15 protein-coding genes are annotated in these 15,761 nt (G+C 58.0%); 8 read left to right on the top strand and 7 right to left on the bottom strand.

Annotated features, from left to right (window positions below; genetic code table 11):
- Positions 1–284 precede the first annotated feature (284 nt).
- The 7 genes from KDX37_RS03945 (at position 285) to KDX37_RS03915 (ending at position 8,447) form a co-directional block, all read left to right on the top strand.
- Positions 285–455, top strand: coding sequence for a hypothetical protein (locus KDX37_RS03945; protein WP_231651373.1), 171 nt, complete (start codon positions 285–287; stop codon positions 453–455).
- Between the two features lie 63 nt (positions 456–518).
- Complete coding sequence (locus KDX37_RS03940) at positions 519–1,448, top strand: sugar ABC transporter substrate-binding protein (RefSeq protein WP_231651372.1); 930 nt, start codon at positions 519–521, stop codon at positions 1,446–1,448.
- A gap of 58 nt (positions 1,449–1,506) precedes the next feature.
- On the top strand, positions 1,507–3,084 hold the full coding sequence (locus KDX37_RS03935) for a sugar ABC transporter ATP-binding protein (protein WP_231651371.1): 1,578 nt from the start codon (positions 1,507–1,509) through the stop codon (positions 3,082–3,084).
- A gap of 47 nt (positions 3,085–3,131) precedes the next feature.
- The gene (locus tag KDX37_RS03930) at positions 3,132–4,157 is read left to right on the top strand and encodes an ABC transporter permease (protein ID WP_231651370.1); all 1,026 of its coding nucleotides are present in this window, start codon (positions 3,132–3,134) and stop codon (positions 4,155–4,157) included.
- Between the two features lie 302 nt (positions 4,158–4,459).
- Positions 4,460–4,864, top strand: coding sequence for a TraR/DksA family transcriptional regulator (locus KDX37_RS03925; protein WP_002554078.1), 405 nt, complete (start codon positions 4,460–4,462; stop codon positions 4,862–4,864).
- Between the two features lie 193 nt (positions 4,865–5,057).
- Positions 5,058–6,650, top strand: coding sequence for a methyl-accepting chemotaxis protein (locus KDX37_RS03920; protein ID WP_231651369.1), 1,593 nt, complete (start codon positions 5,058–5,060; stop codon positions 6,648–6,650).
- Positions 6,651–6,971: 321 nt separating this feature from the next.
- A complete protein-coding gene (locus KDX37_RS03915) occupies positions 6,972–8,447 on the top strand; it encodes a T6SS phospholipase effector Tle1-like catalytic domain-containing protein (protein WP_231651368.1) in 1,476 nt (491 codons plus the stop codon).
- A gap of 32 nt (positions 8,448–8,479) precedes the next feature.
- Here KDX37_RS03915 and KDX37_RS03910 read toward each other — a convergent pair whose 3' ends face one another.
- Positions 8,480–8,722 carry a DUF2789 domain-containing protein gene (locus KDX37_RS03910; protein WP_231651367.1) on the bottom strand — a complete coding sequence of 81 codons (243 nt, stop codon included), beginning with the start codon at positions 8,720–8,722 and terminating at the stop codon, positions 8,480–8,482.
- A 441-nt stretch (positions 8,723–9,163) separates the two neighbouring features.
- On the opposite strand from KDX37_RS03910, the gene KDX37_RS03905 reads away from it, so the two are divergent.
- Positions 9,164–9,631, top strand: a complete 468-nt coding sequence (locus KDX37_RS03905; RefSeq protein WP_231651366.1) for a hypothetical protein — start codon at positions 9,164–9,166, stop codon at positions 9,629–9,631.
- A 17-nt stretch (positions 9,632–9,648) separates the two neighbouring features.
- Here KDX37_RS03905 and KDX37_RS03900 read toward each other — a convergent pair whose 3' ends face one another.
- From KDX37_RS03900 to KDX37_RS03875, 6 genes are read right to left on the bottom strand one after another with little or no spacing between them, the layout of a single operon-like run.
- Complete coding sequence (locus KDX37_RS03900; protein ID WP_231651365.1) at positions 9,649–10,029, bottom strand: Na+/H+ antiporter subunit G; 381 nt, start codon at positions 10,027–10,029, stop codon at positions 9,649–9,651.
- A complete protein-coding gene (locus KDX37_RS03895; RefSeq protein WP_231651364.1) occupies positions 10,026–10,304 on the bottom strand; it encodes a K+/H+ antiporter subunit F in 279 nt (92 codons plus the stop codon). The genes KDX37_RS03900 and KDX37_RS03895 overlap by 4 nt, the downstream gene beginning before the upstream one ends.
- Entirely contained in the window at positions 10,301–10,789 is a 489-nt protein-coding gene (locus tag KDX37_RS03890; protein ID WP_231651363.1) for a Na+/H+ antiporter subunit E, read from the bottom strand. The genes KDX37_RS03895 and KDX37_RS03890 overlap by 4 nt, the downstream gene beginning before the upstream one ends.
- Positions 10,786–12,471, bottom strand: coding sequence for a monovalent cation/H+ antiporter subunit D (locus KDX37_RS03885; RefSeq protein WP_231651362.1), 1,686 nt, complete (start codon positions 12,469–12,471; stop codon positions 10,786–10,788). Before KDX37_RS03885 ends, KDX37_RS03890 begins: the two co-directional genes overlap by 4 nt.
- Positions 12,468–12,812 carry a Na+/H+ antiporter subunit C gene (locus tag KDX37_RS03880; RefSeq protein WP_231651361.1) on the bottom strand — a complete coding sequence of 115 codons (345 nt, stop codon included), beginning with the start codon at positions 12,810–12,812 and terminating at the stop codon, positions 12,468–12,470. Before KDX37_RS03880 ends, KDX37_RS03885 begins: the two co-directional genes overlap by 4 nt.
- Positions 12,812–15,730: a monovalent cation/H+ antiporter subunit A gene (locus KDX37_RS03875; protein ID WP_231651360.1), complete on the bottom strand. Its 2,919-nt coding sequence runs from the start codon at positions 15,728–15,730 to the stop codon at positions 12,812–12,814. The genes KDX37_RS03880 and KDX37_RS03875 overlap by 1 nt, the downstream gene beginning before the upstream one ends.
- Positions 15,731–15,761 lie beyond the last annotated feature (31 nt).

Genomic DNA, 15,761 nt, shown 5'->3' with positions numbered 1-15,761 from the left:
TCCTGAGCACCAACGGCCAAGCCGAGATTCCCTCCCTGTACTCCAGACAACAGTAGATTGCTCCCGTCGGCTCCAGTGTAATGCTGCCAATCGCGACGCTGAGTGTACGCTTGCATAAGAAATTATAATTAAATTCTAAAACTGGTTGAATTAGAAAATATTTCCCAATACAGTCGTTTTCAGGTTACCGACTATCGAATCATCCGGTCTGTCAGATTCGTCTGAAAACCGGGTAAAAACACCAATAAAAACAAAACCTGGCAAAACCAAGATAGGTACCGTCGATGAAAACCCCCACTTCTGGCCTTGCTGCCAAGTCTCCTGCCCCCTCGTCGTTCTGGATTCAGTTCATGGAAAAATGCCTGACGGTCGTTGGCCGTGGCATGTGCGTGCAACACAAGGATGCTCTGCTGTTCTGTATGCCTGGCGCAACAGGCGTCCGCCTGGATCGCTGATCTGCTTCATCGCTACGTCGTTACCAAGTCCGAACAACAACAAGAATTTGGAGACAGACCTTCATGAAGACCACGCTTCGTTTTACTTCACTCTCCCTGGCACTGATGCTCTGCAGCGGCGCGGCTCTGGCTGATATCAAGGTCGGGGTTGCGATGTCGCAATTCGACGACACCTGGCTTACTTACCTGCGCGAAGACATGAAGGCCAAGGCCAAGACCTTGCCCGACGGTGTTGATCTGCAATTTGTCGATGCCCGCGCGGACGTGAACAAACAGCTCGACCAGGTGCAGGAGCTGATTGGCAAGAAGGTCGACGCGCTGATCGTCAATCCCGTCGACACCGCCGCCACCGCCCGCATCACCAAGGCTGCCGTGGCCGCCGGTATCCCGCTGGTATACGTCAATCGTCGCCCGGATGACCTCAAGCTACCGGCAGGCGTCGCCACCGTCACCTCTGATGACATGGAGGCCGGGCGTCTGCAGATGCAGTACATAGCCGACAAGATGAACGGCAAAGGCAGTGTGATGATCCTGTTGGGCGATCTGGCCAACAACTCCACGCAGAACCGCACCAAAGGCATCAAGGAAGTTCTGGCCAAGTACCCGAATATCAAGATCGACCAGGAACAGACAGGTATCTGGCTGCGCCAGAAAGGCATGGACCTGACCAACGACTGGATCACTCAAGGCAAGGCGTTCAATGCTGTTCTGGCGAACAATGACGAGATGGCGATTGGTGCTGCCATGGCGTTGAAACAGGCGGGAACCAAGGCTGGCACGGTATTCGTTGCCGGTGTCGATGGCACACCTGACGGTCTCAACGCGGTGAAAAAAGGCGATCTGACCGTTTCGGTCTATCAGGACGCCAAAGGGCAGGCTGATGGTGCCATCGATGCCGCAGTGAAAATGGCCAAAAAGGAAAAGGTCGAGCCTCAGGCAATCGTCATTCCCTATCGTTTGATCACGCCTGAAAACGTCGACACCTTCAAATGAGAACAGTGGTCAGGCCTGGCGTCCGCGCCATGGCCTGCCGCTTGAGGAGCTTGTGATCATGCCTGGTTCAGCCACCGCCACTACGCCCATCCAGCGCGACCTTTCTTCCGGTCGTGCAGCCAGCGAGACACCTGACGCTCAATCGCCGTATTTGCTGGAAATCAGCAATATCAGCAAGGGTTTCCCCGGCGTCATCGCGCTCGACGATGTGCAATTGCGGGTCCGCCCTGGCAGCGTGCTGGCCCTGATGGGCGAGAATGGCGCTGGCAAATCGACCTTGATGAAAATCATCGCCGGCATCTACCAGCCTGACGCAGGTGAAATACGCCTGCGGGGCCAACCGATCAAGTTCGAAACCCCGCTTTCGGCCTTGCAGGCGGGGATCGCCATGATCCATCAGGAGCTGAACCTGATGCCGTTCATGAGCATCGCCGAAAACATCTGGATCGGTCGCGAGCAGCTCAACAGCCTGCACATGGTCGATCACAAGGAAATGTTTCGCTGCACGGCCGAGCTACTGCAGCGCCTGCGCATCAAGCTTGATCCAGAGGAACTGGTGGGCACCCTGAGCATTGCCGAACGGCAGATGGTCGAGATTGCCAAGGCTGTTTCATACAACTCGGACGTCTTGATCATGGATGAGCCGACGTCGGCCATCACCGAGACTGAAGTCGCCCATCTGTTCTCGATCATTGCCGACCTGCGTGCCCAGGGCAAAGGCATTATCTATATCACCCACAAGATGAACGAAGTCTTCGAGATAGCAGACGAAGTGGCCGTGTTTCGTGACGGCCGCTATATCGGGCTGCAGCGCGCAGATAGCATGGATGGCGACAGCCTGATATCAATGATGGTCGGGCGCGAACTGAGCCAGCTGTTCCCTGAACGGGAGAAACCGGCCGGTGACCTGTTGCTCTCGGTGCGCAACCTGAGTCTGAACGGCATTTTCCAGGACGTTTCATTCGACTTGCGGGCCGGAGAGATCCTTGGCATTGCCGGTTTGATGGGCTCGGGCCGCACCAATGTTGCGGAGACGCTGTTTGGCATCACGCCCAGTGACGGTGGCGAGATTCAACTCGACGGTACAACGGTTCGCGTCGGCGACCCGCACAAGGCCATCGAGCTGGGTTTTGCCTTGTTGACCGAGGACCGCAAGTTGACCGGGCTGTTTCCCTGCCTGTCGGTCATGGAAAACATGGAAATGGCGGTTCTGGCCAATTACGCCGGTAATGGCTTCGTCAAGCAGAAAGCGTTGCGTGCCTTGTGTGAAGACATGTGCAAGAAGCTGCGCGTCAAAACGCCATCCCTTGAGCAATGCATCGATACGCTGTCGGGCGGCAACCAGCAGAAGGCGCTATTGGCCCGCTGGCTGATGACCAACCCGCGTGTCCTCATACTCGACGAACCGACTCGGGGTATTGATGTCGGGGCCAAAGCGGAGATCTATCGTCTTATTTCTGCGCTGGCCAGCGAAGGCATGGCCGTCATCATGATCTCGTCAGAACTGCCCGAAGTGTTGGGCATGAGCGACCGGGTCATGGTCATGCACGAAGGCGAAATGATGGGGATTCTTGCGCGCAGTGAAGCCACCCAGGAAAAAGTCATGCACCTGGCTTCTGGTCACCACCACCGCTGAGCGGTGAAAACCGGTCCGACGTCAGAGAAGAACAAGAGGGTAACAACATGAGCAACGCAATCCTGCAGAACAAACCGGCCCTGGCGCCAAACAAGAGCAAACGGCGGCTGCCGACCGAGCTGAGTATTTTTCTGGTACTGATTGGCATCGGCCTGGTGTTCGAACTGTTGGGATGGATTGTCCGGGATCAGAGTTTTCTGGCCAATTCCCAGCGGCTGGTGCTGATGATTCTGCAAGTCTCGATCATCGGTCTGCTGGCAATTGGTGTGACGCAAGTGATCATCACCACCGGGATCGACCTGTCATCCGGTTCGGTGCTGGCGCTGTCAGCGATGATTGCCGCAAGCCTTGCGCAGACATCGGATTTTTCCCGCGCAGTGTTCCCGTCTCTGACCGATCTGCCTGTCTGGATACCGGTGGTAGTCGGGCTGGGCGTCGGGCTGCTGGCGGGCGCAATCAACGGCAGTATCATTGCGATTACCGGTATCCCGCCTTTTATTGCCACGTTGGGGATGATGGTATCGGCCCGTGGTCTGGCGCGCTTTTATACCGAGGGCCAGCCGGTCAGCATGCTGTCCGACTCCTACACGGCCATCGGCCAGGGCGCCATGCCGGTGATCATCTTTCTGGTGGTGGCGGTGATTTTCCACATCGCCTTGCGCTATACCAAGTACGGGAAATACACCTACGCCATCGGCGGCAACATGCAGGCGGCCCGCACCTCGGGGATCAACGTCAAGCGCCACCTGGTGATCGTTTACAGCATTGCCGGCCTGTTGGCCGGGCTGGCTGGGGTCGTGGCGTCGGCAAGGGCGGCCACCGGTCAGGCAGGCATGGGCATGTCCTACGAGCTGGACGCGATTGCCGCTGCGGTCATCGGCGGCACCAGTCTTGCTGGCGGAGTAGGGCGCATCACCGGCACTGTCATCGGGGCACTGATCCTCGGCGTCATGGCCAGCGGGTTTACGTTTGTCGGGGTGGATGCCTACGTTCAGGACATTATCAAAGGTCTGATCATTGTGGTCGCGGTAGTGATCGACCAGTACCGTAACAAGCGCAAGACCAAACGCTGAATCGTTGGCAACGCACAAAGGGCCTTTTCAGGCCCTTTTGTGCATCCGACGGAGCTGGAACTGATGGGTTTAATGTATGTCAGACCCTGATCAAGCCAAGGTAAGGGCAGCGTCAAGCCCCATTTTACGGGGCCATGCCGCGATTGTTGTACAAAATTCCTTCAATTGTGTTGCCGTGTCTGCAAGCCGGCCTTAGACTGCCGCCCCTCGTAAATTGAGTGCCAGGTGGCGCTTGGAGAATATGGCGCTTGTACGGCAACGTTGAGCCGCTCCTCAATGCACGTTTTTTTATAGAGAAATAAATGACAAAGGAAAAGTTGCTGGCCATGCCGGCCGATGACTACATGAACGCCGAGCAGCACGCTTTCTTCGTCGAGCTGCTACAGGGCATGAAGGTCGAAATCCACGAGCGAATCGAGCAGAGCCGTATTGCGATCGAAAGCCTGGATACGCCTGCCGACCCTGCTGATGCCGCTTCTGTTGAAGAAGAGCGTCACTGGCTGGTCAATGTGATCGACCGTGATCAGCGCATGCTTCCACAGCTGGAGATGGCGTTGTCGCGTATTGCCGACGACACCTTTGGCTGGTGCGACGACAGTGGCGAGCCGATTGGCCTCAAGCGCCTGCTGATCAGCCCGACCACCAAGTATTGCATCGAGGCACAAGAGCGCCACGAGCAGATAGACAAGCACCAACGCCAGGCCTGATTCTCGGGTAGCAGGGTTGCGTGACCGGAACCGGGAGGCCAGTAATGGCTTCCCGGTTTTCTTGTGCCTGCGATTTAGTGAGGTGCCTGCGAACAGCCTTGCATCGGCTGTTACAACTAATGGCTCATGGCACTTAGCCGTTATCTAGCGTTTAATGAGGAAAACAACGATAAGACTAACGAGGTAACGCAACATGGCCGAGCGCTCATTCGTGGCAGACAGTTTGCTGGCCAGGTGGGGTCTTCCACTACTGCAGAGCATTTTGCTGTGTGCGTTGCTTGCCGCCGTACTCTATTTCGGCCTGACCCCTTATGTAGCGTTTCCCGTTGTTCTGCTGCTGGTCTGGTTGCCGCATCTGTCACGCAAAGACCTTGCGGTGAACCTGATCGAAACCGACGACAGCGCCATTGTTCGTCTGACCCGCGATCTTTCTCATACGACCAGTCACAACGCGCTCTCGGCGGCTCAAGTCGCATTTTCGGTACGCCAGCTGGCAGGCAAGGTGCAGTCGCAGTTGGACGCTGCCGAACAGGTCGTCAGCAGCGCTGATGTGATGATCGCCACCGAGCAACAGACGGCGCAATTGAGTCAGCAAGCCCTCACCGCCGCCAGTCAGGCGCGTGAGAAGAGTGACGCCGGTTCAGGCGTACTGAACGAATCCATCCAGCGCATGCATCAGTTGAGCAAACGGGCCGTGGGCAGTCGCGAACTGATCGAAGCCCTGAGTCAGCGCAGCGAAGAAATCCAGCGAGTGACTCTGGTCATTCAGTCCATCGCCAGCCAGACCAATCTGCTGGCCCTCAACGCCGCGATTGAAGCTGCCCGGGCGGGTGAGCATGGGCGCGGCTTTGCCGTGGTGGCAGATGAAGTGCGAGGCCTGGCGGGCCGTACCGCCAGCGCTACCCAGGAAGTAGGCCAGATGGTGGCTGATATCCAGCAACGCACCAGTCAGGTTGTCGAGCAGATACGCCAGTTGTCCGCCGATCTTGACGCTGGCGTGGAGCAGGTGGAAACCACCGGTCAACATCTCGAAAACATCGCCCGGCTTGCCGTCGAGGTTGAAAGCCAGGTGAGTGAAATTGCCCAGGGCGCGCAGACCAATCAGGTCCAACTGGCCAGTCTGTTCGCAGCGGTTGAGCACATGCGCAGCGACCTTGCAGTCAGCGACGAGCAGACCCGCAATCTGGCGCACGCGGCCGTGCAGATGGAAGGTCAGGCCGAAACCATCAGCCAGCGTCTGGCGCAAGTGGGCCTGGATGATTATCACCAGCGCATCTATGACCTTGCCCGAGAAGGCGCCCTGCAGATCGCAGCGAAATTCGAAGCTGACATCGAGCGCGGCCACGTCAGCCTGGATGACCTGTTCGATCGCCAATACAAGCCGATCGCCAACACCTCGCCGACGCGTTTCAATACACGCTTCGACCGCTACACCGATCAAGTATTGCCCGGCTTGCAGGAGCCTTTGCTGGCCCGCCATGAAGGTCTGGTCTTCGCTATCGCCTGCACGCAGCAGGGCTACGTGCCCACGCACAACAACGCTTTCAATCAACCGCTGACTGGCGATGCAGCGGTGGACAACGCGCGAAATCGCAGCAAGCGCAAGTTCGATGACCGCACGGGCATTCGTTGTGGCAGCCATCAACAACCCGTGCTATTGCAGACTTATACCCGGGACACCGGCGAACTGATGCACGACCTTTCGGTCCCGATCATGGTCAAGGGACGCCACTGGGGCGGTCTGCGTCTGGGCTACAAGCCTGAGGGTAATGCGCAGAAACCTTGAGGGCCAAGCGATACTCTTGCCGCAATCAGGTAGCTGCGGTCACGATGCTGCCGGTTGGCCTGGAATGGCTGAGCGCAAATGATCAGGAAACTGCTCATGGGTTACTTGTCAACGTCAGGCAGTTACCTGTTCGCTATAACGGCCACGGTGTCGGACGTTAACTGCGTAGTTAGAATAATTAAACCTTCCGCACTGTAGGACGATTCCTAAAGTTATTTATTGGCTTGACTGTTTGCTCGTACTGAGCAATCTAGTTAAGTCATGGAAATAATTTTTAGTTTTATTTTCGTCAAACAGGCTGCAAATAAATAAGGAATAATTATGGGCACTACAAGGATAGTTAACCCTTTAACTACCGTCTCTGAAACTGCTTCGCTAAAAGTGACGGCGCGCGTAGGAGTTTTCTTTGACGGTACTGGGAATAACCGTGTCAATACCAGGATTGGAGCAGATTGTCAGGCTCTGATGGAATTCAATTGCGGACGTCACATAGCCGAATGTGCCGGGCGTCATCTTGACCCTGGCAGTAGTTACAGTAACGATGTCACCAACATTGCAAGGCTGGCCGGTTTGTACCGCCAGCAATACATTGCCGCCAATGAAGGGCAAGGTCTTAACGTGTACTGGCCAATCTATGTCAGTGGCGCTGGGACCACGTCCGGCGGGCGTGACTCGCGCTGGTACGGGCAGAGCTTCGGCCGGGGCTCGACTGGCGTCGTCGCCAAGGTCGAGCAATCGTTCCATAAGCTGGAGTCGCGATTCAAGGCGTTCCCTAACGATAATCCAGCGTGTGTCATTGATGCGCTCGAGCTGGATGTCTTCGGCTTCAGCCGAGGTGCGGCGTCTGCCAGGCACTTCGTCAACGAGATCCTCAAACAGGCGGCGGGGATGCTCGAACCGATACTCAATAGTCGCAAGGTGCGGCTGAGTGACAGTTTCAGCTGGAGCAATGGCAGTGTGCGCATCAAGGTTATTGGCCTGTTCGATACGGTCGCGGCCATCGGCAGCTTCAAGGATCTCGGCAATGTCCGGGATTCGGCCAACAGGCGAGTCAACCTTTATCTTCCTCCAGGCTGCGCCCAGCAGGTGTTGCACCTGGTGGCTCGTGATGAGTCGCGGCGCAACTTCGCGCTCAACAGCATACAGCCCATATGGCCCAGAGAGATCGTATTACCGGGTGCGCACTCTGACATCGGCGGGGGCTACCCTCCGCAAATGCAGGAGCATGTTCTGTTGACGCGGCCGCAGTTGAGTGCGTTTCACGGAGACATTCCCTGCGAAGCGACATCGGCTTGGCAATACGCCCAGGCTGAACTGAAAAAAATGGACGCGAGCCAATGGGTTGACCCCCTGGACGCGCAAGCTTCACTGAAAGTTGAAGCGTGCGATACCTTCTACAGGGCGCGCAGCATGGGCAGCCGATCGGCGGGTGTGGCGGTTTGTCTGCAGCGCCAGATTTTTGGTAATCTGTCCAGGGTTTATCTGCAGGTCATGCACGTTTTGGCCTGCGCAGAAGGTGTGCCCTTCGAGCCGGTGCCTTGCTCTCCGGACTTCACCTTGACCCCAGAGCTGGAAGGGATAGCCGGCAAGCTCATCGACTATTCTCGCGGCGGGGCATGGGGGCTGACGAATGCTGAAGAGCAGATGTTGAAGTGGCGCTATATCCATCACTCAGCGCACTGGAGCGCCGCGATAGGCAGCCTTGGCACATTGAGTGATGCGGTCTTCGTGCACGCGCCGGAACCTGGCGGGCGGATCCGGCACCCCAACATCGGGCAGTCCGGCTACCCGCAGTGACAGAGCGTGGGCCAGTCGCCCACGCACCGGCATCAAGACACGGGCTTCTCGTGCAGGCGAACGTTCAACTCGTCGACCACGGGAGCCCACTCTGCGTCTTCGTGCAGTTCTTCCTTGAGAAAGCCCGCCTGTTGGGGCGTCCAGAACTCGGCATCGATCAGTTTCACGTCGTCAGGCAGGCTGTGTCTGGCAATGAATGCTTCGATGCTTTGCTCGTCAGCGTCGAGCCCCAATTGTTCGAACAGGTTGGACAGCGTGTGGTTCGGCAATTCCATGTCATCTCCTCGACGAGGGCGTACCCCGTTCAGTCATTGGTCTTCTATCGGAGTCACAACGCCGTGCAAGAGTTCGATGCATTTGGCAGTCTTGAAGCGCCAGCCTTTTTCATTCGGATGTTAAGTGATATGTTCCGGGTGTCGCGCGCCTGCTCGACGGTGGGCTGTGGAACCGGAAGTACCTCTTTCCTGTCGGTCCTGCACCGTGTGCCATTCGCTCGGGTGCAGGCATCGGCGACATTGTTGTGTACAAAAGGTATATATCCCGTTGACGTCCTGGCCGGTAGAATCCGCCGCCAGCCTGTAACGAACTGCGGCAGTCTTGCGCGTCGTACAGAGCGTCATAAGGTATGGGGTCGCACTACGCGGCGACACGGATGAACGACTTTTAACTGCCTGATCGAGAGGCAGCTTCATTTATCACGTTTGGGGGTTTGTACTTTGGCTGTAAGTAATCTGGATACCCACGCTTTGTTTGTGCTCGGTGACTTGCGTGCGCAATTGGTCAAGCAATTCCAATCCCGCTTCGTATATGTCACTGAACAAGCGGCAGACAGTATTTATATCGCCGAGATTGATACCGAAACCGCCCTTGTGGTCGATGACAAACCGCGTCTTGAACTCAAGGTTGGCGATCATTTCCGGGCGTCTGTTTTGCCGAGTCGTGAAGGTGGCAAGTTTGAACTGAAGTTTCGCGAAATCAAACTGACTGTTTATGGTCTGGGCGATTATGCGTTTGTCGACACTGCTGAAGGTCACGGTATCGTATTCAAGGAAGGCCACACAGTGGTCATGGTATTTGCCGCCACGGAACAGCTTATGGCCGGAATGAGCAAAGTACTGAAGTCCGCTGCCGGCAAGGCTGCCAAGTGGCGCAAGGGCGAGCTGACCTTCAAGGCCAGCGAGTAAGCGGGAACAGCCGGTGGCTATCCACCGGCAGATTCACCTTCTTTACGTCCACCGCTGACTTCCGCAGGTACATCATCGCCCGCCATGCGTTTGCGGAACAGCCCGGTGCGTGCCAGCAACAGGGTGGTGACCGGGACGGTAATCGCCAGTAGTACCGGTATCAGCCATGCATGCACAACCGGCGCGGATTTGAGCGCCGAAAAGTAAACGATTGATGCCAGCGCCACGCACCATGCTCCGAGCGTCGATGCCAGGGCAGGCGGGTGCATGCGCTGGAAGAAGTCCTTCAGGCGCAGCAGTCCGATGGCACCGGTCAGGGTGAACAGACTGCTGGCGATCAACAGTACGGCGGTCACCACTTCTGCCCAGAAGGGCACGTTGGTCGGCAGCATGTTCATTCAATCACCTCTCCACGCAACAGAAACTTGGCCAGGGCAAACGATCCGACAAAGCCGAACAGGGCGATCAACAGCGCGGCCTCGAAATAGGTGTCGCTCGCATAACGGATGCCCAGTACCAGCATCATCAGCATCGCCGTGATGTACAGATAGTCCAGAGCCAGTACACGGTCCTGGGCCGATGGGCCCTTGAGCAGGCGAATCAGGGTAATCACCATCGCCAGGGCAAAGATCAGGAGGCTGATCAGGATGGCATTGTCGAGCAGGGCACTCATTGAAAGATCTCCATCAGAGGGCGCTCATAGGTGTCCTTGAAGTGTTCGATGAATTGCGCCTCATCCTCCAGATCAAAGACGTGTATCAGCAGCACGCTGCGATCAAGTGCCAGCTCTGACCAGACTGTACCAGGCACCACCGTCGTCACCATCGCCAGTGCGGCGAGGCCGTGTGCGTCGCGCAGATCCAGTGGCACTCTTACGAATGCCGAGCGAGGTGGGCGGCTTTTGAGTCGCAGCACGCTGAGGCCAACCTGGAAGTTGGACGTCACCACGTCACGCCCTACCATGAGGAAAAACTTGAGAATGGTGCCCGGCTTGCGAATGCGCACAGGCAAGGGACGTAACGGTTTCATCAGCCACGGCGCCAGAAAGCCGAGCACCGCCCCCAGCAATATATGACCTGGGCTCACTGACAGGTTGAGCACCAGCCACAGGATCCAGAGCGCCAGAGACAACAACGGAGCAGGAAACAGGCGTCTCATGGTTGCACCTCCGGCGTGCCCGCCTCGCTGTTCGGGCCTTGAATGGGACGCGTCGCCAGCACCGATTGCACGTATTGCTTTGGCTCATGCAGGGCAGCCGCGGTGTCCTGGGTATAGCGCAGCAATGGTTCCGCCTTGAAGGTCAGCGCGACGCAAAGGCCAAGCAGAATCAGGATCGGCAGGCACTCGTTGCGGCGCAATAAGGGCGAAGGACGCTCGTGTGGGGTCCAGAAGCGCTGCGTGCCGAGTCGGGAGAACGCAATCAGCGATGCCAACCCGGAGAAGATCAGCAGGCTGACCAGCATCCAGGCGGGCGTTGAGAGCGCTTCATCCTGAGCCACATCCAGCCCCAGCGGATTGAGTAGCGCGCTGAGCAGCGTCAGCTTGCCAATGAAACCGGAAAGTGGCGGCATACCAATGATCAGAAGTGCGCACACTACAAAACTCAACCCCAGAAACGCCATGGTGATCGGAATGACCTGTCCCACCACAGCTTTCTGCTCGTCATCCAGGTTGGTGCCAGGTGGCGGATGCAGGGATTCCAGCGTGCGTGGCAACTGGTCGACGTCCTCTTCCAGTGGGATTTCGTTGGCCGAGCGCGAACGCTCGATCAGCTCTCCCAGCAAAAACATCGCGCTGAGCGCCAGGGTCGAGCTGACCAGATAAAACAGCGCGCCTGACGTCAGGCTGGGCTGCGCGAAACCAATGGATGACAGCAGAATGCCCGCTGACACCAGAATGCTCAGGCTCGCCAGCCGCTCCAGCCGCTGGGCTGCAATGATCGCGATGGCTGCTGTAAAAATCGTCGCCATGCCGCCGTATATCAGCCAGTCTCCGCCAAAAAACGCCGAGGCCCCGGCTTGTCCCGAGAACAGCAGCGTCCATAGGCGCAGGAGGGTGTAGACACCGACCTTGGTCATGATCGCGAACATGGCTGCTACCGGCGCGCTGGCCGAGGAGTAGGCGGGAACCAGCCAGAAATTCAAGGGCCACATACCGGCTTTGGCCAGAAATGCTGTGGCCAGAATGGCCGCGCCGGCGTGCAGCAAGCCTTGATCGGCTTCCGATACCTGCGGAATCTTGATCGCCAGGTCGGCAAAGTTGAGGGTGCCGGTCACGCCGTAGATCAGCGCCGCGCCGATCAGAAACAGTGAGGAGGCGAGCAGATTGATCGAAATGTAATGCAGGCCTGCCGACACTCGAGCGCGCCCCGAGCCATGCAGCATCAATCCGTAAGAGGCTGCCAGCAGCACTTCGAAGAACACAAACAGATTGAACAGGTCTGCGGTCAGGAAGGCGCCGTACAAACCCATCAACTGGATCTGGAACAACGCATGAAAGCTGGCCCCGGCCCTGTCCCAGCGGGCAAGCGCGAACGTCAGGGCGCAGACACCAATGATGCCGGTCAGTACCATCATCAATGCCGACAGGTGGTCCACCACCAGCACGATGCCGTAAGGCACACCCCAGTTGCCTGGCAGGTAGACGCCAATCGAGCCACTGCTGCCGCTGTGCTGAACGCCCATCATCAGTACGACGCTGATGCCCAGCCCCAACATGCTAGAGAACAGGTTGATCCGCCCTTTGAGCGGTCGACGTTTTTCGCCCAGCCACAACAAAAGCCCGGCGGTCAGCAATGGCAGGAGAATCGGCGCGATGATCAGTTGATTCAACCAACTCATGCCCTGGGCTCCCTGCCATCAACGTGGTCGGTACCTGTGAGGCCCCGGGACGCCAGCAGCACCACCAGAAACAGTGCGGTCATGGCGAAGCTGATTACAATGGCGGTAAGTACCAGTGCCTGGGGCAATGGGTCGGTGTAATTGAGCAGGTCCTGAGGAACGCCATCCTTGATGATGGGTTCTTTACCGATGAACAGGCTGCCCATGCTGAAAATGAACAGATTCACGCCATAGGACAACAAGCACAGGCCCATCACGACCTGAAAGGTACGGGGTCTGAGCATCAGCCAGACACCGGAGGCGGCCAGTACGCCGATGGCAACTGCGATGACTTCTTCCATCAGAGGGCTCCTTGTGGGTTGGCGACAGGCTTTGGCAGCAGCGTAGGTCGATGGCTGCGCACGGACTGGTGAGCCAGCGCGGTCAGAATCAGCAGCGTTGCGCCAACTACCACCGCATAAACCCCAACGTCAAAAAACAGCGCGCTGGCGATGTGAATGTCGCCGAAAATCGGCAGATTCACGTGGGCGGTGTGGGTGGTCATGAACGGATAACCCAGCGCCATGGCACCCGAACCGGTGAGTACCGCACACAACAACCCTGTGCCCATCCAGCGCAACGGTCGCAGGCTCATTTGCGCCTCGACCCACTGCGTACCCGCGACCATGTATTGCAACAGGAACGCCACCGACATCACCAGACCGGCAACGAAGCCGCCGCCCGGCTGGTTATGGCCACGAACAAACAGATACATCGAGACGATGAACGCGATGGGCAACAGCAGACGCACCAGCACGGCGGGCACCATCATGAAACCCAGCGCTGTGTCGCTCGCGCTGCGTGGGTTGATCAGGTCAGTGACCACGTCCCGAGCCAACAACCGCTGTTGAGCGGGCAGGGCTATGCTTTCTTTGGGCGGCCTGAAACGACGTAACAACGCGAACACTGTGAGGGCCACCGCCGCCAGTACCGTGATTTCACCGAAAGTATCGAATGCCCGGAAGTCCACGAGCATCACGTTGACCACATTCGTGCCGCCGCCTTCAGGCAGGGCGCGGCTCAGGTAGAAGGACGAGATGGCGTTGGGAGTCTGGCGCGTAAGCATGGCGTAGGACAGCACCGCCATCCCGACACCCACTATGACCGACAGCGCGAAGTCCCGAATACGACGAGTCCGCGCCCGCAGGCGAGCGCTGACAGGTGCGACGTTCTCGTTGCGGCGTGGCAGCCAGCGCAGACCCAACAGAATCAGTACGGTGGTTACCACCTCGACGACCAACTGAGTCAATGCAAGGTCCGGTGCCGAGAACCAGACAAATGTTATGCAGGTCATCAAGCCGCACACACTGACCATGACCAACGCGGCCAGTCGGTGGTATTTGCCTTGCCAGGCTGCGCCCAGTGCACAGGCAATAGCGATCAGCCACAAGGTGACGAAGACCCCGGAGCCAGGGATCTTCGGACGATCACCCCAGGTCAGGCCATTGAAGTACATCGGAATGAAGCCACCCAGCACCGCCGCCAACACCAACAGGAACAGTTGGGGCTGCAAGCGACGCGTGCTGACTTTACCCTCGAAGCGGCGCGCCCAGTGCATCATGACTACCAGGCTGCGTTCGAAAATGCGTTTGCCGTTGAGCTGGCCTACCAGCGGCGGCACGGCGAACCGTTCAGTTTTGAGCGAGTTGCGCAGCAGCAGGTAAAGAAGTATGCCGCCGCCCATGGCCACCAGGCTCATGATCATCGGGGCGTTCCAGCCGTGCCAGATTGCCAGGCTGTAGACTGGCAGGTTGCCACCTACCACCGGCTGTGCGGCTGCAGCCAGCAGCGGTGCGACTGACTGAGCGGGGAAGATGCCCACCACCAGGCAGGTCAGCACCAGCAGCTCGACCGGAGCTCGCATCCAGCGCGGTGGCTCATGCGGCATGTGGGGCAGGTCTTTGGCCGCCGGGCCGAAGAACACATCTACCGTGAAGCGCAACGAGTACGCGACGCTGAACACCCCGGCGATTGTCGCTACCACCGGCAAGGCGATCTCTACCCAAGTGGTGGCGGAGATGAATACGGTTTCGGCGAAGAACATCTCTTTGGACAGAAAGCCGTTGAGCAACGGTACGCCCGCCATCGAGGCGCTGGCAACCATGGCCAGCGTTGCGGTATAGGGCAACAGCCTTATCAGTCCGCTCAGGCGCTGAATGTCTCGCGTCCCGCTTTCGTGGTCGATGATGCCTGCCGCCATGAACAGCGAGGCTTTGAAGGTTGCATGGTTAAGGATGTGGAACACTGCAGCAACGGCCGCCAGCGGACTGTTCAGGCCCAGCAGCAGGGTGATCAGGCCCAGATGGCTGATGGTCGAGTAAGCCAGCAAGCCCTTCAGGTCATTCTGGAAGATCGCCGCGTAGGCACCGAGAATAAGGGTGCAGGCCCCCGCGCCGCTGACGATCCAGAACCATTGTTCGGTGCCTGACAGGGCGGGCCATAGCCGAGCCATGAGGAACACACCAGCCTTGACCATGGTGGCCGAATGCAGATAGGCGGACACCGGCGTCGGCGCCGCCATGGCGTGGGGCAGCCAGAAGTGGAAAGGAAACTGGGCGCTTTTGCTCAGCGCCCCGATCAGGATCAGGGTCAGCAGGACAGGGTAGAGCGCATGCGCGCGGATTGCGTCACCGGAAGCCCGCACGCGGTCCAGGTCGTAACTGCCCACCACGTGACCGAGGATCATCATCCCCGCGAGCAAGGCCAGGCCGCCTGCACCGGTCACCATCAACGCCATGTAGGCGCCGCGTCGCGCATCTGCGCGGTGGTGCCAGTAGCCGATCAGCAGGAACGAGAAGACACTGGTCAATTCCCAGAAAAAGACGATTTGAATGAGGTTGCCGGACAGTACCAGCCCGAGCATTGCGCCCATGAACGCCAGGAAGAACGAGAAAAAGCGCGGTACAGGATCGTCCGGCGACATGTAGTAGCGGGCGTACAGCGCAACGAGTGCGCCGATACCCAGCACCAGCATGGAGAACAGCCAGGCGAAACCATCGACACGCAGTACGAAATTCAGTCCCAGGCTCGGCAGCCAGAAATATTCTTCGCGGATCACGCCGCCGTCAGCGATCTGTGGAAACCACAGCGCCATCTGGACCGCGCCGATCAGCGCCACAAGCCCGGCAAGAAGAGATTCTGCGTTACGTGCGTTATGCGGCAAAATTGCCGCCAGACAGCTGCCTATGAAGGGCAGAAGCAGTAGAACTATCAGGGACATAGGCTTCTAATCTGCGGGAAATATCAAGCAT

The organism is Pseudomonas californiensis (genome assembly GCF_021147775.1).
In the GTDB taxonomy this organism is placed as follows: domain Bacteria; phylum Pseudomonadota; class Gammaproteobacteria; order Pseudomonadales; family Pseudomonadaceae; genus Aquipseudomonas; species Aquipseudomonas californiensis.
Note: the sequence above shows the minus strand (reverse complement) of the source record. Positions and strands in the feature narration are given on the sequence as shown.

Excerpts from the sequence above, each read along its gene's own strand:
- KDX37_RS03945 (WP_231651373.1), top strand. The coding sequence starts at position 285 with ATGAAAACCCCCACTTCTGGCCTTGCTGCCAAGTCTCCTGCCCCCTCG.
- KDX37_RS03940 (WP_231651372.1), top strand. The coding sequence starts at position 519 with ATGAAGACCACGCTTCGTTTTACTTCACTCTCCCTGGCACTGATGCTC.
- KDX37_RS03935 (WP_231651371.1), top strand. The coding sequence starts at position 1,507 with ATGCCTGGTTCAGCCACCGCCACTACGCCCATCCAGCGCGACCTTTCT.
- KDX37_RS03930 (WP_231651370.1), top strand. The coding sequence starts at position 3,132 with ATGAGCAACGCAATCCTGCAGAACAAACCGGCCCTGGCGCCAAACAAG.
- KDX37_RS03925 (WP_002554078.1), top strand. The coding sequence starts at position 4,460 with ATGACAAAGGAAAAGTTGCTGGCCATGCCGGCCGATGACTACATGAAC.
- KDX37_RS03920 (WP_231651369.1), top strand. The coding sequence starts at position 5,058 with ATGGCCGAGCGCTCATTCGTGGCAGACAGTTTGCTGGCCAGGTGGGGT.
- KDX37_RS03915 (WP_231651368.1), top strand. The coding sequence starts at position 6,972 with ATGGGCACTACAAGGATAGTTAACCCTTTAACTACCGTCTCTGAAACT.
- KDX37_RS03910 (WP_231651367.1), bottom strand. The coding sequence starts at position 8,722 with ATGGAATTGCCGAACCACACGCTGTCCAACCTGTTCGAACAATTGGGG.
- KDX37_RS03900 (WP_231651365.1), bottom strand. The coding sequence starts at position 10,029 with ATGAACATGCTGCCGACCAACGTGCCCTTCTGGGCAGAAGTGGTGACC.
- KDX37_RS03895 (WP_231651364.1), bottom strand. The coding sequence starts at position 10,304 with ATGAGTGCCCTGCTCGACAATGCCATCCTGATCAGCCTCCTGATCTTT.
- KDX37_RS03890 (WP_231651363.1), bottom strand. The coding sequence starts at position 10,789 with ATGAGACGCCTGTTTCCTGCTCCGTTGTTGTCTCTGGCGCTCTGGATC.
- KDX37_RS03885 (WP_231651362.1), bottom strand. The coding sequence starts at position 12,471 with ATGAGTTGGTTGAATCAACTGATCATCGCGCCGATTCTCCTGCCATTG.
- KDX37_RS03880 (WP_231651361.1), bottom strand. The coding sequence starts at position 12,812 with ATGGAAGAAGTCATCGCAGTTGCCATCGGCGTACTGGCCGCCTCCGGT.
- KDX37_RS03875 (WP_231651360.1), bottom strand. The coding sequence starts at position 15,730 with ATGTCCCTGATAGTTCTACTGCTTCTGCCCTTCATAGGCAGCTGTCTG.